The 20,349-nt window shown below is 71.8% G+C and carries 9 protein-coding genes; 4 read left to right on the forward strand and 5 right to left on the reverse strand.

Annotated elements, in window-relative coordinates; genetic code table 11:
- The first annotated feature begins 30 nt into the window (after positions 1–30).
- Positions 31–1,137: a restriction system modified-DNA reader domain-containing protein gene (locus HZZ10_RS11475; RefSeq protein ID WP_179913601.1), complete on the forward strand. Its 1,107-nt coding sequence runs from the start codon at positions 31–33 to the stop codon at positions 1,135–1,137.
- On the opposite strand, the gene HZZ10_RS11480 is transcribed toward HZZ10_RS11475, so the two are convergent.
- Genes HZZ10_RS11480 through HZZ10_RS11490 form a run of 3 tightly spaced genes read right to left on the reverse strand, consistent with a single transcriptional unit; the run spans position 1,116 to position 3,970 of the window.
- Complete coding sequence (locus tag HZZ10_RS11480; RefSeq protein WP_179913602.1) at positions 1,116–2,225, reverse strand: alpha/beta hydrolase; 1,110 nt, start codon at positions 2,223–2,225, stop codon at positions 1,116–1,118. The genes HZZ10_RS11475 and HZZ10_RS11480 overlap by 22 nt on opposite strands.
- Positions 2,222–3,181, reverse strand: a complete 960-nt coding sequence (locus tag HZZ10_RS11485; protein WP_179913603.1) for a zinc-binding dehydrogenase — start codon at positions 3,179–3,181, stop codon at positions 2,222–2,224. The genes HZZ10_RS11480 and HZZ10_RS11485 overlap by 4 nt, the downstream gene beginning before the upstream one ends.
- 57 nt (positions 3,182–3,238) lie before the next feature.
- Positions 3,239–3,970, reverse strand: coding sequence for a maleylpyruvate isomerase N-terminal domain-containing protein (locus HZZ10_RS11490; RefSeq protein WP_056127989.1), 732 nt, complete (start codon positions 3,968–3,970; stop codon positions 3,239–3,241).
- Between the two features lie 352 nt (positions 3,971–4,322).
- On the opposite strand from HZZ10_RS11490, the gene HZZ10_RS11495 reads away from it, so the two are divergent.
- Together HZZ10_RS11495 and HZZ10_RS11500 are read left to right on the forward strand one after the other, a co-directional pair.
- A complete protein-coding gene (locus HZZ10_RS11495) occupies positions 4,323–15,128 on the forward strand; it encodes an invasin domain 3-containing protein (protein ID WP_179913604.1) in 10,806 nt (3,601 codons plus the stop codon).
- A gap of 75 nt (positions 15,129–15,203) precedes the next feature.
- Positions 15,204–16,103 (forward strand): hypothetical protein, encoded by a 900-nt coding sequence (locus HZZ10_RS11500; RefSeq protein ID WP_179913605.1) that lies wholly within the window; start codon positions 15,204–15,206, stop codon positions 16,101–16,103.
- A 34-nt stretch (positions 16,104–16,137) separates the two neighbouring features.
- Here the strand turns inward: HZZ10_RS11500 and metX are convergent, their stop codons facing one another.
- On the reverse strand, positions 16,138–17,406 hold the full coding sequence (gene metX / locus HZZ10_RS11505) for a homoserine O-acetyltransferase MetX (protein ID WP_179913606.1): 1,269 nt from the start codon (positions 17,404–17,406) through the stop codon (positions 16,138–16,140).
- 109 nt (positions 17,407–17,515) lie between these two features.
- A complete protein-coding gene (locus HZZ10_RS11510; RefSeq protein WP_179913607.1) occupies positions 17,516–18,874 on the reverse strand; it encodes a bifunctional o-acetylhomoserine/o-acetylserine sulfhydrylase in 1,359 nt (452 codons plus the stop codon).
- Positions 18,875–19,354: 480 nt separating this feature from the next.
- On the opposite strand from HZZ10_RS11510, the gene HZZ10_RS11515 reads away from it, so the two are divergent.
- Positions 19,355–20,349, forward strand: a 995-nt coding sequence (locus HZZ10_RS11515; protein WP_373367331.1) for a coiled-coil domain-containing protein, incomplete at its 3' end; no start/stop codon positions are given.

Genomic DNA, 20,349 nt, shown 5'->3' on the forward strand with positions numbered 1-20,349 from the left:
CCGTGAGGTCGGGATCGCTACCCTGTGGGGATGCCCCTGTTCGACCTCGAGGGTGGCGCGCGCGCCGAGCCCGTGACGACGATGCGCCCTGACGACGCCTCGTTCGGGCAGGTCCTCTCGGTCGTCCTCGAGCACCTCCCGACGCTGCTCGGCGAGCGGCTCTTCATGACCCTCGAGCGTGAGGCGGCTCCGGCCGCCCTCGGTGATGGTGCCGCGACGGTGCTCGCGATCGACGCCGCAGGCGACCCGGTGGTCGTCCAGGCCGTGCCGCTGCTCGCCGCCCAGCATCTCGTCGTCGCGCTCCGAGGTGCCGGACGGGCCTCGGGGATCACCCGGCGAGCCTTCGCCGCGTCCTATGCCCAGGGGCCCGACAGGTTCCACCGTGACCTCGCCGCGTTCTTCGACCGGGACGGCGCACCGCGCGCGACGGGATCAGGCCGCACGGCCCGCCTGGTCCTGGTCTGCTCGGAGATCGACGACGACGCTGTCGAGGCGGTCTCGTTCCTCTCGGTCGACGCCGCGCGGGTACAGGTCCTCACGGTCGGGGTCGTCGAGGGGGCGAACGGTCGACGTCTGCTCGACGTGTCGTCCTTGCGGCCCGGAGAGCTCGGGGCCCGTCAGACGGTCTCGCTCGACCTGAGCACTCCCGGCGCCGACCTTGACGTCCGCCCGCAGGCGCCAGCCGAGACGACGTCCGCGCCTGGCCAGAGCCCCGCCGAGGCGCAGCCTCTCCATGCCTTCGGACGCAGCGGCCCGCAGCCAGCAGGGCCGGGTCCAGCGCCCCGGCGTGAACGTTCCTACCCGGTCTACGACTCGCCCCCGCAGGACGGTGAGCCCGTCGAGACGAGCGCCGCGCCCCCCGTCGACGCCCGGCTCGCCCTCGTCGCGCGCACCCTCCAGGAACCGCTCGACCTCGTGTGGGTCCGGCACCGCCGCGGCGAGCGTCTCGAGGTGGTCCTGGGCCTCGACGGTCTGCTGCACGCCCCGGACGGCGCGAGCTTCGGCGACCCCGACGCAGCCGTGCAGGCGCTGTCCGGCTCGTCGTCCTCGAACGGCTGGCGGGTCTGGCGCGCGGGCGAGGCAGGACCGAGCCTCGACGAGCTCGTCTCAGAGGCTCAGGAGTCCGACCAGCCGTAGGCGCTCGCCCACCGCTGTATCTGCGCGTAGTACACGCTGCGCACAGGCAGGGCCGACAGGGCGAGGTCGTGGACCGCCCCGGCGATCCGGGCCACCGTGACTGTCGGCCCGAGCTGGACGGCCCGCCGGACGATGGCCTCCACGTCGAGCACTGAGTCGGCCGAGCGCATGTCCTCCGACCACCGCGGCGAGATCACGGTCTTCGACGAGGCCATCATCAGGACAGGCTGCGTGATGCGCAGCCCACGGGCCACCTCGGCGTGGCCGGCGATGATCGCCCGCAGCCACCCGGCCCGGACGGGGAAGGTCGGGGTGGGCCGCCAGCGCTCGTCGAACTCCCACTCTCCACCGTCGGACCTGCGGATGGTGCGTGCGTAGTTCCCGGTGTCGATGTTGGGCAGCGGGGCCTTCGCCTGGAACCTGGCGAGCTGCGTGATCGCGGGCGTCGAGACCGTGCGGACCACGGACGAGCCCTGCAGCTCGAGCCACGGGCTGTTGAGGACCAGGCCCGAGGTCTGGCCGGGGTGCCGGTCTGCCCACAGCACGGCCGTGAGCCCACCTGTCGAGTGGCCGTGCAGCATGACGGCCGTGTGCGGGCCGAGGTCGACCCGGATCTCGGCCAGGGCTGCGGCGAGGTCTTCGTCGTAGGTGCGCAGCGTCGTCACGTAGCCGGGAGTCTGGCCGGGGCGCAGGCTCCGGCCGTACTTGCGCAGGTCGAGCGCGTAGAAGGCGACACCTTGCCGGTGCCAGAACTCTGCGGTCTCGGTCTGGAAGAAGTAGTCGGACCACCCGTGCACGTAGAGGACGGCGCGGGCCGAGCGCACGGCGTCCGGCGGACGGTACCGCACCAGGGAGGCGACGACAGGCCCCTCGTCGTCAGGGGTGAGCTCGAGGGTCCGCACCTCGTAGGGCTCGCCGAGGACGTCCTGCTCCCAGCCCGCGCCGCGCGTGCGCGGCGACGCGGCCCGCGTCCGGCGGGCGAGCTCGTGCGCGACCACGTCGGAGATGTGCGCGTCGAGGGCCGGCACGACACCCTCGGGGGTCTCGGCACGCGACAAGAACCTCGGCAGCGGGACCCGGTCCGTCATGGCGTCAGGACGATCTTGCCGACGTGCTCCCCGCCGGCGAGCCGGGTCACGGCGTCGCGCGCCCCGCTGAGCGGGTAGGTCCGGTCGATGCGGGGGCGCAGGTCGGTGCGCACCATGAAGGCCAGCAGGTCAGACAGCTCGTCGCGGGTGCCCATGGTGGCGCCGAGCACCGAGATCTCGTTGAAGAAGATCCGCGTGAGCTCAGCGGCTGTGGGGTCCCCGGAGGTGGCCCCGGCGACCACGATGGTCCCGCCGGGCCGGACGGAGCGGACCGAGTGCGACCAGGTCGCTGCGCCGACCGACTCGATCACCGCGTCGACCCGGTGCGGGAGCCGAGCACCGCTCTCGAGCACGTGCGCGGCTCCGAGGGCTGCGGCAGCTGCACGCTTCGTGCCGGACCGGCTGGTGACGATCACCTCGAGACCGGCCGCAGCACCGAGCGCGACCGCCGCCGTCGCGAGACCACCGCCGGCCCCCTGCACCAGGACGCTCTGACCCGGGGTGAGCCGGGCCGACCTGAACAGCATCCTGTACGCGGTGAGCCACGCCGTCGGGATGCATGCGGCCTCCTCGAAGGAGAGGTCCGAGGGCATGGGCACCAGGTTGTGGGTCGGCACGCTCACCTGCTCGGCCAGGGTGCCGTCGTACCTCTCCGAGAGGAGGGTGCGCGGCTCGTCCGGACCGACGCCGTGGCCGTCCGCGCCGATCACCGCGTGCACGACGACAGCGGACCCGTCGGGTGCGTAGCCCGCGGCGTCGGTGCCGAGGATCATCGGGAGCTGCTCGGCCCGCAGACCGACGCCGCGCAGCGACCAGAGGTCGTGGTGGTTGAGGCTCGCGGCCCTCACGTCGACGGTCGTCCACGCGTCGCGGCTCGCCGGCTCAGGCCTGTCACCGACCTCGAGGCCGTCTGCGGGCGAGTCGGGCGAGAAGCGCGTCACGGATGCGGCAAGCATGGACCCAACGTACAGCGCACGGGCTCGGCGCGACGGGGACCAAGGTCGACGCCCTGGTCAGAGGATCGGCAGCATCCGTCCGAGGTCGGGCACGCCGCCGGCGGTGTCCTGCGAGGCGAGCGCGCGGGCGAGGTCGTCGACGTCGTAGGGGGTCCGGCCTGTGGCCAGCCTGATCCACAGGCCCGCGTCGGTCACCTCCAGCGAACCGGCCCCGCGCCGTACGACGATGTCGAGCAGCTCTTCGGCGACGATCCGCTGTGCCGTCCGGTCGATCGGGTTCGCCGAGCCCGCCGAGCCGACGACCCCCGCGAGCGACGCGACGAGGTCTTCGGCGTGGACCACGAGCTCGACGAGGCGCGACATCGCCATGTCTCGCAGCCGGATGGGGCCGCGGCGGGCCTGGACGACCCTGTGCCCGTCGGGGCCGAGAGCGTCCAGGGCGGCGAAGGCCTTCTGGGCTCGCGCCTCGACCTCGACGAGCGGTGCGTGCGCGATCTCCGCGGCGAGCGCACGGGTGACCTGGTCGATGTCTGCGGCCCGCTCGGGGTAGGTCCCGAGGTACTCGGCGAGGGTCAGAGGCACCGTGCCCGCGGGGGCCGGCGTGCACACAGCCAAGGCCTCCATCGCCCGGCCGAGGTGTGCCACGAGCTCACCGTTCGTCCAGCCGTCTAGGCTCGACGGTCGGTCCCGTGTGCCCAAGAGGTCGTCACCGAGAGGTGCGACCCACGCACGCAGGAGGGACCACTGGTTCGTCAGGGCTGCGGAGATCTGCGCGAGGTCGGCTGTCATGAGGACATGGTGCCGCACCGGACCCCGACCTGTCGTCGGCGTGTCTCAGACCGCAGACGCGGGGCCTGATGGTGCCGTCTCGAGGTGCGCTCGCGCAGCAGTGCCCGAGCCTGGAGGTGCGCACATACACCTAGACGTTTCGTTCCGTCCACTTCGAGCTCCACCCAAACGCCGGCCTCGAGCCCTCATATGGCACTCAGAATGGGCAGATTTCAAGGCCCGCGGGGCTTGAGAACGTCGAGCGGGTGAAATCTGACCCTAGCATTGCTGCCGCTTCCCCCCCAAGACGAGACTCGCCTTACCAACGGGGGCGGTCGCCAAGAGGTCAGCAGACCTCGTCCGGAGGGGACACATGAACACGCGCGACTCGGACCTTGGTCCCAGACCTGCCCGCACCCGTCGGGCCTGGGTCCGGTCTGCCGGCGCCGTCGCGGTCACGGCGATGCTGGCGTCGCTCCTCGCCGTCCTTCCCGCGACCACGGCCTCGGCTGCGGACCGCACCTTCCTCGTCGACAGCCTGAGCGCGGTCGGCGACGACGCGACCGTCGGTGACGGGGTCTGCGCCACGGCCGCAGGGGCGTGCACCCTCCGCGCGGCGCTCCAGGAGTCCAACGCGATCGGCACGACAGACACCGTGACCATCGCTCCCGCCGAGGACGTCGACGCGAGCACCCCCGGGGTGCAGACCTCGGGGACGATCGTCGGGCACGCGACGACGTCCGCGGGCTGGATGTACTCGGGTGCGCTCACGCCGCTCGGCGACCTGGGCGCGTACTTCGTGGCGACGGCTCCGGTGACCCTCGACTTCCAGGGCCGCCTCGGCATCAGATCGCTCAACGACGTCTACGGCTCGACCGCGATCTACCTCAACGGCCCCGGCGTCACGCTCCGGAACTTCACCACCGTGAGGTCCAACGAGACTGCCGTCGTGGTCGGCCCGGCGGGCGACGGCGCCGTCATCGAGAACGGCTCCTCTCTCGACCCGGGCAGCATCGACCTCGAGCGTTTCTTGTGGCTCGCCGACGGTGCGGACCGGGTGACGGTCCGAGCCGTCGAGATCGGCTCGACCTACGCCGCAGGCGGGTCCGCGATCAGGATCGCCGCAGGGGCGACAGTCGACGGTCTGACCCTCGACCGCATCCACATGTACGACCCTGACACCGAGCGCTACACAGGACTCCAGGGTCAGGGGGCAGCGACACTGAGCAACCTCACGGTCATCGGGTCGAGGTTCGAGGGCTTCGGCGGGGCGAACCACGCCCTCGACCTGCGCGGCTTCACGCTCACCAACGCGCAGATCGTCGGGAACACCTTCACCCGCAACAGCCTGACCGCCGGGTACACCCTGGTCTTCATCAACACCCCGGGGCTCGGGGCCCCGAACGTCATCTCGGGCAACACCTTCGACAATGCCGGGGCGAATGCCGGCACCACGTCCTACGCCGTCTACGCCCTCCTGAGCCGGACCGCGGCCCAGCAGAGCGGCTGGCGCATCGAGGACAACTACTTCGACGGCTTCACGAGCAGCTCGGTCTACCTCGCCGGGACCGGGATCCTCACAGCCCAGCGCAACACCTTCGGCACGGCGTCCTACGGAGGCCTCGGTGCGGGCAACGAGACGAGCGCCGTCTCGATGCTGACCAACGCGACCGCAGCCTCCAACTCCCAGGTCTCGACCTGGTACCCCACGGCGACGAGCTATGACTCTGCGCAGTGCACCCTGTCGATCTCCGTCACACCGCCCTCCTCCGGAACCGTCCCGACCGTCCCCGTCAGCATCGACGCGTACTACCTCCCGACAGGCGCGACGAGCGGTGCCACCGTTCACCTGGGCCGCCAGACGCTCAGCGCAGCCGGCCAGATGACTGTTCCCTACACGCTCGGCCCTGGCCAGATCAGGGTGCAGACGATCGACGCGACGGGCAGGGCCTCGCAGTACTCCAGGACGGTCCAGCAGACCCAGGCCGACCTCTGCGGGCCCCGCGTCACGGTCGACCAGGCAGCGAGCCAGGCCGACCCGACCTCTATGCGCGACCTCAGGTTCACCGTCGCCGTCTCGGAGCCCCTCGCGACCTCGGGTGCGGGTGCCCTCACAGCCTCGGACTTCTCCACGGCAGGCTCGACAGCCCCGGGGACCCGTGTCACGGCGGTGGCGAAGGTGAACGACACCCTCTACACGGTCACGGCCCGCGCGGACGCCTCGGGCACCGTGACACTCTCGCTGCCCGCCGGGGCCGTGTCCGACGCGTCGGGCAACCTCTCCGCCGAGTCGACCTCGACCGACGGGTCGGTCACCTACGTCTCTCCGCTCACGATCGCACCGACGTCGGTCACCGTGACGGAGGGCGACCTCGGCTCCTCTTACACGGTGTCCAGCACGCTCGCGGCGACAGCGCCGATCCTCGTCGCGGCGACAGTCGGCACCCCCGCCTGGGCGACGGTGGACCCTTCGACGGCGAGCCTGCCGACCACGGGCGGCTCGGTCTCGCTGGTCGTCACCGCAGTGGACGACGCCGAGACCGACGGCACGCGGCAGACGACCATCACGCACACGGTGACGTCGACCGACCAGAACTTCGACGGGCTCGTCCTGGCACCGGTCGACCTCACCGTGCTCGACGACGACGTCGTCGACGCGGCACTGTCGACGCTCACCGTGGAGCCGGGCACGGCTGTCGCCGACGGCGTCGACTCGCTCTCGGCGACGGTCACGGCGCGCAACGCTGCGGGCGGTCTCGTCGCAGGCGTGGCGCTCGTCGTCTCGGTGGCACCGGGGGCGTCGCCGGCGTCGACCACCTGCACGACCTCGGCCGCAGGGACCTGCTCGGTCCCGGTCACGTCGACGACGCCGGGCACCTACCAGGTGTCCGCGACCCTCGGCGGCGCCGCGGTCCAGGGGAGCCCGGCGTCGGTGACCTTCGTCGCCGGCCCCGCCGACGCGACGACCTCGACGATCTCCGCCTCGGTCGCCGAGCTCGTGGCTGACAACGCGTCGCAGAGCGAGATCACCGTCCAGCTCCGCGACTCGCTCGGGCACCCGCTCACCACATCGGGGGGCACCGTGGCCATCGCCACGAGCGAGGGCACCGTCGGTCCGACGACAGACAACGGCGACGGGACGTACAGCGCGATCCTCACAGCACCCTCGGAGGTCTCGGTCGCGACGGTGAGCTTCACGCTCGACGCCGTGGTCGGGGCACGGACGACGACGGTGACCTTCGTGCCGGGAGACGCCTCCCCAGCACGCTCGACGATCGTCGCTGCCGACCCGACCCTCGTCGCCGACGGCGCCGCGACGACCGAGGTGACGGTGACGCTCCTCGACGGCTTCGACAACCCGCTCACGGCCTCCGGCGGAGACGTGGTCGTCGCGACGTCGGCCGGGACGGTCTCCGGCACGACCGACAACGGGGACGGGACGTACATCTCCACGCTGACAGCCCCCACGACGACGGGGACGGCCGTGCTGTCCTTCACGGTCGACGGCACCCAGGCGACGGCGACGACAGAGGTCGGGCTCGTCGCCGGACCTGTCGACCTCACGCTCTCGACGATCACCGCAGACCCTGTCGCGATCACGGCCGACGGGACGTCGACGGCCGTCGCGACGGTCCAGCTCCGCGACGCAGCGGGCAACGCGGTCACGACAGGTGGAGGTGACGTCGTCGTCTCGAGCGACCTCGGGACGCTCACCGGGACCGTCGACCAGGGCAACGGCACGTACACGTCCACGCTCACGTCGACCACGACCCCGGGGACCGCGACCTTGACGTTCACCGTCGACGGTGTCGAGGGCTCTGCCCGGGCGACGGTCGACCTCGTGGTCGGTTCCGCCGACCCGACGACCTCGACCATCGACGCCTCCCCGACCTCGATCGTGGCAGACGGCACGTCGACGTCTGCCATCACCGTGCGGCTCCGGGACTCTCAGGGGACGGCGCTCGAGACCTCGGGCGGTGTCGTGGTCGTCTCGACAGACCTCGGCTCTGTCTCGGCGACCACAGACAACGGCGACGGCACGTACTCGGCAGTCCTGACCTCGTCGTCCACGACAGGCGCGGCCACCCTCGGCTTCGCGATCGGCGACGACGAGGCGACCAGCACGGCGAGCGTCGCCTTCGTCCCCGGGCCCGTCGACCTCGGGCTGTCGGAGATCTCGGCGAACCCGACCGAGATCCTCGCCGACGGCTCGTCCACATCCCTCGTCTCGGTGCAGCTCAAGGACGCTCAGGGCAACACCATCGTCGGGTCGACCGACGTCGTCTCCATCACGACAGACCTCGGGACCGTCACCGCGACGACGGCCGTGGGAGACGGCCTGCACACGGCGACCCTCACCTCCAGCACCACGGCAGGCACAGCCACCCTCGGGTACGCAGTCGGCGGCATCGACGCACCGGGCACCGCGCAGGTCGAGCTGCTGGTCGGGGCTGTCGACCTCGCGGCGTCGACGATCGTCGCGACCCCGGACAGCATCGTCGCCGACGGGACGAGCACCTCCCAGCTCGTGGTCCAGCTTCGTGACACGAACGGGAACCCGCTGAAGACCTCCGGTGGGACCATCGTGATCTCGACAGACGCAGGCACCGTCGGAGCCACCACGGACGTCGGTGACGGCACGTACACGGCTGAGCTGACGTCTGCGACGACGGTCGGGGCGGCGACGCTGTCCTTCAGCCTCGACGACGTCCCCGGCGAGGCGACCGCCACGGTCGACTTCACGGCCGGTCCAGCAGCCCTGACGACCTCGACGATCGAGGCGTCCTCGACGTCGATCACGGCTGACGGTGCGTCGAGCTCGACGGTCACCGTCCGGCTGCTCGACGGCAACGGCAACCCGCTGACGACCTCGGGCGGGACCGTCGTGATCGCGACGGACGCAGGGACCGTCGGTGCGACGACGGACGTCGGCGACGGTACGTACACGGCTGTCCTGACGTCTGGGACGACGGCCGGCACGGCGACACTCTCCTTCACCCTGGACGACGTGTCGGCGGAGGCGACCGCGACGGTCGACTTCACGGCCGGCGCGGCCGACCTGACGGCGTCGACGATCGAGGCGTCCCCGACGTCGATCACCGCTGACGGCACGTCCACCTCGACCGTCACCGTCCGGCTGCTCGATGCGAACGGCAACCCCCTGACCTCATCGGGTGGGACGGTGGTTGTCACGACAGACGCGGGCACCGTGGGTACCACGACGGACGTCGGTGACGGGACCTATACGGCCGAGCTGACGTCCTCGACGACGGCCGGGACGGCGACGCTGTCCTTCACCCTGGACGACGTCCCCGCCGAGGCGACCACAGCCGTCGAGCTCCTGGCGGGCGCGGCTGACGCTGCGACCTCGACCATCGAGGCCGCCCCGACGTCCATCACGGCCGACGGCATCTCGACCTCGACGATCACGGTCCAGCTGCTCGATACCAACGGCAACGCCCTGACCACGTCGGGCGGGACGGTAGTCATCGCGACAGAGGGTGGCACTGTCGGTCCGACGACCGACGTCGGCGACGGCACGTACACAGCCGAGCTGACCTCCGCGACGACGGCTGGTACGGCGACGGTCTCCTTCAGCCTGGACGATGCGCCCGGGACGCAGACCGCGAGCGTCGCGTTCACGCCTGGCGACGTCGACCTCTCGGCGTCGACCATCTCGGCCTCGCCGACGACGATCCTGGCCGACGGGACGTCGACCTCCACGGTGACGGTGACGCTCCTCGACGCCAACGGGAACCCGACGGGTACCTCGGGCGGCCTCGTGGTCGTCGCGACAGACCTGGGCACCGTGGGCGCGACGACGGATGCCGGCGACGGCACGTACTCGGCAGTGCTCACCTCGGCTCGGACCGCAGGGACGGCGACGGTCTCTTTCACCCTCGACGGTGCCGGGGCCCCGGCGACGGCGCCCGTCGCGCTCACCGCGGGCGCGGTCGATCTGGGGTCCTCGACGATCGAGGCAGACCCGATGTCGATCACCGCCGACGGTGTCTCGACCTCGACGGTCACCGTGCGGTTGGTCGACGCGAACGGGAACGCGCTGGTGTCCTCGGGTGGCGAGGTGGTGGTGTTCTCCTCGCGTGGTGAGGTGCTGGGCACTGTCGACGAGGGGGATGGGTCGTACACGGCCGTGCTGAGGTCGTCGACGGCTGCGGGTGTCGCAGCGGTGGGGTTCACCCTGGGTGGTGAGGTGGCTGGGCCGACTGTTCCCGTGACCTTCGTGGCGGGTGAGGCTTCGGCTGGCCTGTCGGAGATCTCTGCGAGCCCTGCGTCGATCACGGCTGACGGTGCGTCGACCTCGACGATCACGGTCCGGTTGGTCGACGCGAACGGCAACCCGTTGACGACGTCGGCTGGGACTGTCGCGATCGCGACGGACGCGGGCACCCTGGGTGCCACGACCGACGTGGGTGACGGCACCTACACGGCTGAGCTGACGTCCTCGACGACGGCCGGGACAGCGACGCTGTCGTTCACGCTCGACGACGCACGGGCGGAGGCGACCGCCACGGTCGACCTCACGGCTGGCGCCGTCGACCTGACGACCTCGACCGTCGAGGCGTCCCCGACGTCGATCACCGCTGACGGGACGTCCACCTCGACGGTGACGGTCCGTCTGGTCGACGCGAACGGCAACCCCCTGACGAGCTCGGGCGGGACCGTCCTCGTCTCGACGGACCTCGGCTCGGTCTCCTCGACCACCGACGTCGGCGACGGCACCTACACGGCGACGCTCACCTCGGGGACCTTCGCGGGCCAGGCGACCGTGACTTTCGCAGTCGACGACCAGCCCGCAGAGTCCTCCGCGACGGTCGACCTCCTGCCTGCCGCAGCCGACCTGACGACCTCGACCGTCGAGGCGTCCCCGACGTCGATCACCGCTGACGGGACGTCCACCTCGACGGTGACGGTCCGGCTGCTCGACGCCAACGGCAACGCCCTGACGACCTCCGGCGGGACTGTCGTCGTCGCGACAGACGCCGGGACCGTCGGTGCGACGACGGACGTCGGTGACGGCACGTACACGGCTGAGCTGACGTCCTCGACGACGGCCGGCACGGCGACGCTGTCCTTCACGCTCGACGACGCGGCTGCTGAGGCCACGGCAGCCGTCGGCTTCGTGGCGGGGCCCGCTGACACCGAGACCTCGACCGTCGAGGCGAGCCCGACGTCGATCACCGCTGACGGCGCCTCGACCTCGACGGTCACCGTCCGCCTGGTCGACGGCAACGGCAACCCGCTGACGACCTCCGGCGGTGCCGTCGTCATCGCGACCGACGCGGGGACGCTCGGCACGACGACCGACAACGGCGACGGCACGTACACAGCCGTCCTGACGTCCTCGACGACCACCGGCACGGCGACGCTGTCCTTCACCCTCGACGACGTCCCCGCCGAGGCCACCGCCACGGTCGACTTCACGTCGGGCACGGCGGACCTGACCGCCTCGACCATCGAGGCAGACCCGACAACGCTCACGGCCGACGGTTCGTCGACCTCGACGGTCACCGTCCGCCTGGTCGACGGCAACGGCAACCCGCTCACCTCGAGCGGCGGAACCGTCGTGGTCACCTCAGACCTCGGCACCGTGGGCGCGGTCACCGACCTCGGGGACGGCAGCTACACAGCGGTCTTCACGGCCGCGACGACAGTCGGGACCGCGACGCTCGGCTTCACGCTCGACGGCACGGCCGCCGAGGCGACAGCCACCGTCGACCTCCTCGCCGGACCCGCCGACCCGACGCGGACCACCGTCGAGGTGTTCCCGACGACCCTCGTCGCCGACGGCACGACCACGGCGACGGTCACGGTCCGGACTGTCGACGCCCAGGGCAACCCCGTGACGACAGGCGGCGCGCCCGTCGCCGTCAGCACGGACCTCGGCGCTGTCGGACCCGTCACCGATCTTGGAGACGGCACCTACACGGCGACACTCACCTCGGCGACCACCGTGGGCACGGCGACGATCAGCTTCACCCTCGACGGTGCGGCAGGATCCCAGAGCGCCGAGGCACTGTTCGTCGCCGGCTCGGCAGACCCGGCACGCTCGGTCGTGGCAGCCGACCCGACGACCATCACCGCCGACGGGGTCTCCACCTCGACGCTCACCGTCCGTCTGATCGACGCGAACGGCAACCCGCTCACCTCCTCGGGTGGCACCGTCGTGCTGATCACCGACGCCGGCTCGGTCAGCGCGACGACAGACCAGGGTGACGGCACCTACACAGCGACTCTCCTGTCACCCACCACGACAGGGACCGCGACGGTCAGCTTCACGGTCGACGGTGTGCTCGCCGAGGCGACAGCCGCCGTCGCCCTCGTCGCAGGTGCTGCCGACCCGACCCTCACGACCATCGAAGCGTCTCCGGGGCAGATCGTCGCCGACGGGGTCTCGACCTCCACAGTGACGGTGAGGCTCCGGGACGCCCTCGGCAACCCCATCGCCTCGTCCCGCGGCACCGTCGTCGTCGCGACAGACGCGGGCACGGTCTCGGGGACCACCGACGTCGGTGACGGCACCTACACGGCGACGCTCACCTCAGCCGCGACCGCCGGGGTCGCGACCCTCACCTTCACCCTCGACGAGACCCCTGGTCTCGACACGGCGACCGTGACCTTCGTCGCCGGGACCGCCAGCCCCACGACCTCGACGATCGAGGCGTCTCCGGACGTGCTGCTCGCCGACGGCGCGTCGACCTCGGACGTCACGGTCCGGCTCATCGACGTCAACGGCAACCCGCTGACGTCCTCCGGCGGGACCGTCGTGGTCTCCACGACCGCTGGCTCGGTGACTGCTGCCACAGACGACGGAGACGGCACCTACTCGGCGACCTACACAGCGGCCACCACACCCGGCACGGCCGTCCTGAGCTTCACGGTCGGCGGCGTCGCCGCCGACGAGACGGCGACTGTCGACCTCGTCGTCGGTGCCGGGGACCCGACCACCTCGACGATCTCGGCCTCCGAGTCCACCCTCGTCGTGGGAGACGACGTCGAGTCTGTCATCACCGTGCAGCTGCGCGACCTCGCAGGGAACACCCTGACCACCCCAGGAGGCGCCGTGGTGATCGCGACAGACGCCGGGACCCTCTCGGCGACGTCAGACAACGGTGACGGCAGCTACTCGGCTGTGCTCACGGCGCCGCTCGTCGCTGGTCAGGCGACGGTGTCCTACACGCTCGACGGCATACCGGGCACGCGCACCCTCGTGGTGAGCTTCTTGGAGGGAGAGGCCTCGCCGTCGACCTCTCAGATCTTGGCCGCCCCGAGCTCGATCGTCGCCGACGGTGTCGACGGGGCGACCGTCACCGTCCGCCTCTTCGACGGCTTCGGCAACCCCCTCGTCTCGTCGGGCGGCACGGTGGTCGTCACCACCTCGCTGGGTGACGTGACGGCCACGACCGACCTCGGCGACGGCACGTACACGGCGCGCCTCAGCGGCACCAGCACGGGGGATGCGACGCTCGGCTTCTCGATCGACGGGGTACAGGCCTCGGCGACGACAGACGTGTCCCTCGTCGCCGGGGGAGCCGACCCCGCGACGTCGACGGTCTCGGCCTCCCCGACGGTCCTCGTGGCCGACGGGACGAGCACCTCGGCCGTGACGGTCCGGCTGCGCGACGCACAGGGCAACCCGCTGACTTCCGAGGGCGGATCCGTGACCCTCTCGACCGACCTCGGCACGCTCTCGGACGTCACCGACAACGGCGACGGCTCGTCGACCGCGACGCTCACCTCGGCCACGACGGCGGGCACGGCGACGGTCTCCTTCGCCGTCGACGGCGTCCGGGGGACCGGGACGGCGACGGTCGAGCTGGTCGCCGGACCGCCCTCACCGACGACGTCGACCCTCACCGTCGCACCCACGACCATCGAGTCCGGAGGCGTCGACGCGTCGACGCTCACGGTCCGGCTGCTGGACTCCGTAGGGAACCCGCTCACCCAGGGCGGAGCCGCTGTGGTCCTCTCCTCCGACCTGGGCGAGGTCTCGCCGACAGTCGACCACGGGGACGGCACGTACACGGCGACCCTCACCTCGCTCCTGCCGGGGACGGCGACCGTCACCTTCACGGTCGGCGGGACCACCGCGGACGCGACGAGCACCGTCCAGGTCGTCGACACGACAGCCGCCGAGGCGCCGGCGATCCTCGCGCCGACCGACGGCAGCCGGGTCAGCCCGACGGTCCAGATCTCAGGGTCTGGGGCGTCCGGGGCGACGCTCACGGTCTCTGTCGTCGGCGGGGGCGAGATCTGCACAGTCGTCGTGACGACCTCGGGGACGTGGGCCTGCAGCCCAGCCCAGCCGCTGCCCGAGGGCACGACGACCTTCGTCGCCACCCAGGTGGACGGGTCCGGGAGCACGAGCGTCGGCTCCACACCCGTGAGCGTCGTCGTGGACGGGACCGCGCCGCCCGCCCCGGATCTCGATCCCACCACGGGCGACCTCGTCACCGGGCTCTCCGAGCCCGGGACCACGGTGACCGTCAGCGACTCCGGTGGCACAGTGCTCTGCACCGCGACAGCCGGACCCGACGGTCGCTTCGTCTGCGACCCCGAGGAGCAGGTCCCCGCAGGGACGCTCCTCTCGGCGACAGCGACCGACGAGGCGGGAAACACCTCCGAGGCCTCCTTCGTCAGGGTCGGCGGCGCGTCCCTCACCCTCGAGGCCGAGAGCCTCCTCAGCGGTGCTGAGCAGGTCGCGTACGGTCGCGGGTTCCTGCCCGGAGAGACCGTGGCCGGTCTCCTCGAGTCGACGCCCGTCGACCTCGGGACCCAGGTCGCCGACGCTGACGGCACGGTGACCTTCTCCTTCGTGCTCCCGGCCGACGTCGAGCTCGGTGCGCACACCGTGACCCTCACGGGGGAGCGCAGCGGCAGCGTGGCAGCCGACTTCGAGGTGGTCGCGGCACCCGTCGACCCGACGCCGCCGACCACCCCGACCACCCCGACTACCCCGATCTTGCCGACCGCCCCGAGCGTGGCACCGGGGAGCTCTGGTCCCTCAGCGCCAGCGGCACCGACGCCTTCCACCCCCCAGCACGGGCTGCTGTCCAGGACAGGCGCCGACCCCGCAGGTGCGCTCGTGGCGGCGGCTGCGGTGCTCCTCGGCCTGCTGCTGCTCGGAGCCTCGCGCCGGCGACGCGGGGAGGACGTGTGACGCTCCGGGGCGGAGAGTGAGCGCCCCGCAGCCCCCCGCCCCGGTTGCAAGCAGGTTCCCCGTACGCTGTGCCTCATGACCCGCAGCAGACGCAACCCCGCCCGTTCTGGCGCCGCAGGGGTGCTCGTCCTCGTCGTCGCCGTCCTCCTGCCGCTCACGCTCGCAGCGCGGTGGGCGGACGACACTGTGGCGGACACCGACGGGTACGTCGCCGTCGCCGACGAGGTCGTCGCCGACCCTGCGGTCCAGGCAGCCCTCGCCGACCAGCTGACCACCCAGGTGGTCGGGCAGGTGCCCGCGACAGGGGTCGGGACAGTCGACACCGGGGTGCGCGGCATCGTCGAGGGAGCCGTGCAGCAGGCCGTGGCCAGCGACACCTTCGCCTCGGTCTGGTCGCAGGCGAACCGCACGGCTCACAGCACGGTCCTCGCCCTGCTTCAGGGTGAGACCTCCCGCGTCACCCTCGACGACTCTGGTCAGGTGGTCCTCGAGCTCGGAGCCGTGGCCGACGCCGTCACCGCACGGATCGTCGAGTCCGGGCTCGTCAGCGCCGACGCGATCCCGACCTTCGACACGAGCGTCCCGTTGTTCCAGAGCAGCGCCCTCGACGACGCCCGGACCGGTTACGAGGCCCTCACGCTCGTCGCGACCTGGGCGCCGTGGGTCGCGCTCGCGGTCCTCGTGCTGGCTCTCGCCCTCGCGTACTCGCGCGGACTCGTGCTCATCTGGGTCGGCGTCCTGTCTGCCGTGGGGACAGGACTGCTCATGGCAGTACTCGGGCTGCTCTCCGAGCGGGCGACCCTCGCGGTCACCAGCCCGTCTGTCTCGCCGGCTCTCGTGGGGTCGATCACCGACGTGTTCACCGAGTCCGCGCAGCACGCCCTGCGGACGGGGCTCGTCGTCTCCGGGGCGCTCGTGATCGTGGGGATCGTGGTGCTCCTCGTCGAGAAGACCGTCCGGTCGCACCGGGTCTAGCCCTGCTCGGGCAGGACCGTCCGTGCCGCGACGGTCAGCGGCGCTTGTGCACCCCGGCGAGGAACTCGCCGACGATCGGCCCGAGCTGGTCGAACTCGATGAGGAACCCGTCGTGCCCGTAGGCCGAGCGCAGCAGCCGCACGGGCTCGGCGCGCGGGACCTCCCGCGCGATCCGCTCCGACTCGGCCGGGAGGAACAGCCTGTCGGTGTCCACGCCCACCACGAGCACCCGTGAGCGGATGGACTGGAGCGCCGTCGTCACGCCGCCACGGTCCCGACCGAGGTCGTGGGTCAGCATCGACTCGGTGAGCACCACGTAGCTGTTGGCGTCGAAGCGGCGGGCGAGCTTGGACGCGTGGTGGTCCAGGTAGGACTGCACGGCGAACCTGCCGCCGTGCATGGGGTCGTCGCCGCCCTGCGGGATCCGCCCGAAGCGCTCGTCGAACTCGATGGCGCTGCGGTAGGTGGTGTGGGCGATCGACCGGGCGATGCCGAGGCCGACGTGCGGACCGTCGCCGTCGGCCGCGTCGTAGTAGTCGCCGCCGCGGAACCTCGGGTCGGCGTGGATGGCTGTGAGCTGCGGGTGCGCCCAGGCGATCTGGTCCCCGGGGGTCTGCGCAGCCGAGGCGATGATCGCGGCGGACTCGACCTCGATGCCGGCCTCGGGGCCGAGCAGCGTCCACTCGAGAGCCCGCAGCCCGCCCATCGAGGCGCCGACCACGAGGGCCCACGAGGTGATGCCCAGCGACCTGGAGAGCTCGATCTCGGCGGCGACCTGGTCGCGCACGGTGATGATCGGGAAGGCTGAGCCCCACGGCGCGCCGTCGGGCGCGAGGCTCGACGGCCCCGTCGACCCCTGGCAGCCGCCGACCACGTTCGGGGCCACCACGTAGTACCTGTCGGTGTCGATGGGTGCGCCCGGCCCCACCATCTCGGACCACCAGCCGGCGGTCGGGTGGCCCGGGCCCGCCTCGCCGGTGACGTGGCTGTCGCCGGTGAGGGCGTGCAGCACGAGCACGGCGTTGTCCCGGCGGTCGTTGAGCGTGCCCCACGACTCGTAGGCGACCTGGACGCCGGGGAGCTGCCCGCCACCCTCGAGCTCGAGGGTCCCGATCTTGACGTGCTGCCTGTCGCCGACGGGGTCGCCGGGTCGCCAGGCTCCGCTCGCCGGGAAGGTGGTCGGGTCGAGGCGTCGCGACTGCGCGCGCGAGGGACCCCCGGAGCGGCTCCAGCCCTGCGGCTGGGGAGCGCCCCGGTCGACGTCGTCGGTCCGGTCGCCCGGACGCTGCTGCTCGTCGGTCATCGTCGTCCACTGTACGGAGGTCCCGGCGCCCGGCACCCGGGTGTCCACGGCGGCCCGTGACGGGTCGTCGCAGCCTGGGCGGGACGCCGGGACCTCGCTCACGGTCGGCTCACGCGTCCTGCGCGGCGGGCGCTCCGGCGGCACCCTCGACGGCACCCTTGGCGGCGATGAAGCCACCCTCGAGGTCGGCGAGGATGTCGTCGACGTGCTCGATGCCCACGCTCAGCCTGACGAGACCCGGCGTGACGCCGGAGGCCGCCTGCTCCTCGGGCGACAGCTGGCTGTGGGTCGTGGACGCCGGGTGGATGACGAGGGAACGGACGTCGCCGATGTTCGCGACGTTCGAGTGCAGCTCGAGCGCCGACACGAAGGCCTGCCCGGCGGGGGAGCCACCTTCGATCTCGAAGGCGACGATCGCGCCAGCACCGCGCGGCGTGTACTTGAGGGCGTTGGCGTGCCACGGGCTCGACTCGAGGCCGGCGTAGTGGACGCGGGCCACGTCGTCGCGGGCCTCGAGCCAGGCCGCGACCGTCGCCGCGTTCGAGACGTGCCGCTCGACCCGCAGCGACAGCGTCTCGATGCCCTGCGCGATGAGGAAGGCGTTGAAGGGCGAGATGGCCGAGCCGAGGTCGCGGAGCAGCTGCACGCGCGCCTTGAGGACGTAGGCGAGGTTCGCGCCGAGGATCCCGTCGACGCCGAGGTCGCGGGCGTAGACCAGCCCGTCGTAGCTGGGGTCCGGGGTGTTGAAGCCGGGGAAGCGCTCGGGGTCCTTCGAGAAGTCGAAGTTGCCGGAGTCGACGATCACGCCGCCGATGGCCGAGCCGTGCCCGCCGAGGTACTTGGTGGCCGAGTGCACGACGATGTCCGCGCCGAACTCGATCGGGCGCAGCAGGTAGGGGGTCGCCACGGTGTTGTCGACGATGAGCGGGACGCCGACCTCGTGCGCGACGGCGGCGACGGCCTCGATGTCGAGGATGTCGGCCTGCGGGTTCGGGATGGTCTCGCCGAAGAACGCCTTGGTGGTCGGGCGGACGGCGTCGCGCCAGGCCTGCGGGTCGTGCGGGTCGGTGACGAAGGTCGTGGTGATGCCGAGCTTCGACAGCGTGTTCTGGAGCAGGTTGTACGTGCCGCCGTACAGCGACGGGCTGGCGACCACGTGGTCACCGGCCTCGGCGACGTTGAGGATCGCGAAGGTGGTCGCAGCCTGCCCGGAGGAGAGCAGCAGCGCACCGACACCGCCCTCGAGGTCGGCGATGCGGTTCTCGACGGCCTCCTGCGTGGGGTTGCCGATGCGCGTGTAGATCGGGCCGAGGTCCTTGAGGGCGAAGCGGTCAGCGGCGACGCCAGCATCGGGGAACACGAAGGATGTGGTCTGGAAGATCGGCAGCGCGCGCGCCCCGGTCGTCGGGTCGGGGGTCTGGCCGGCGTGGATCTGACGGGTCTCGAAGGACCAGCTGGGCGAGGTCATGAGGGCTCCTGGGAAGGTCGGGTGCGGGGAGCGCGTGCCGCACCTGTGCGACCGGCCGCGGCGGCCTGTCGCGTCCCTGCGAGAGCAGGAGGGGCAGACGGGGCCGGGAGCGGCCGGACGGCCTGCGGTCCGTCCCGCAGGGGCCAGGCTGGTTCGACGACGCGCTGTCGAGCAGTGAGCCTCGGGGTTGACGCCGGGTAGGGCGCGGGTCCGCGGGCTCGGTGAGCTCAGGGGTGCTCGGTCAGCAACACATTCGCATCGTCATGCTGGGAGCGTAGGGTGCCGCAGCGGCCCAGGGGAAGCCGCGAGAGCCCCCAGTCTCACTGTGTGGACACCGCGTCTCACGCTGCGGGTGGGGCTCGTGTGACGTGTGGTGCGGGTGATACTTGCGTGAACGCTGTGACAGATGTTCACAGACGGGGCATCCGTGGGTACGCTCACGAGGACCGTCACGAGATTCATGCGAGAGGACCACCCGAGATGGCGTCACCCCTGCGCGACAGGCGGGCAGCTGCACGTCGTGGTCCCCTCGTCGGAGCTCTTGCCCTGAGCTTCGTCATCGGTCTCGGAGCCAGCACCCCTGCGCTCGCCGACGACCCCGTCCCCTCGCAGGACGAGGTCGACCGGGCTCGTGGGCAGGTCGCGCAGGCAGCGACAGACGTCGCCGCGATGGACGTGCAGATCGCCCAGCTCGAGCAGACCCAGCAGACCGCGCTCGAAGACGCAGCGCTCGCCGGGTCGGCCTACACGCAGGCCGTCGTCGACTACGACGCCGCGGTCCTCGTCGCGAGCGAGGCGACGACCAAGAGCGAGGCAGCCGCGGCGCGGGCAGAAGAGTCGCGCAAGCTCCTCGTGGGGATCGCCCGCGAGAGCTCCCGCAACGGTGGTGGGCTCGACCAGGTGGGCATGCTCCTCACTGTCGACGGCGTCCAGGACGCCGTGAGCGAGGCCAACGCCGTCGACCTCGTCGGCTCCAAGGCCGACAAGGCCGTCCAGCAGTTCCAGGCCGACACCGTCGTCGCCGAGACCCTCAAGGGGATCGCGGACCAGGCTGTCGCCGACCAGCAGACGAAGAAGGACGAGGCTGACACCGCGCTCGCCTCCGCCCAGCAGAAGCAGGCCGAGGCCGACACCGCGGTGAGCGACGCGGCCGCGCAGCGCACGACCCTCGTCAACGCTCTCGCCGCGGCCCGCAGCACGAGCGTGGAGGTCGAGCAGCAGCGCCAGGACGGTCTCGCCGCCCAGCGCGCAGCCGCAGCCGAAGAGGCAGCCCGGGCCCGCGTCGAGCGCGAGGTCGTCCCGGCCGCCTCGCCGGTCCCCGCGCAGCCGAGCACGCCGGCGACCGACCAGCCGGGGACCACCCCGGCCCCGACCACGTCGGCCCCCACGACCCCGGCGCCGACCACCCCGGCACCGACGACGCCTGCGCCCACGACGCCGACGAACCCGGCTCCCACGACGCCCCCCGTCGTGAC

This window comes from Sanguibacter inulinus (assembly GCF_013415325.1).
In the GTDB taxonomy this organism is placed as follows: domain Bacteria; phylum Actinomycetota; class Actinomycetes; order Actinomycetales; family Cellulomonadaceae; genus Sanguibacter; species Sanguibacter inulinus.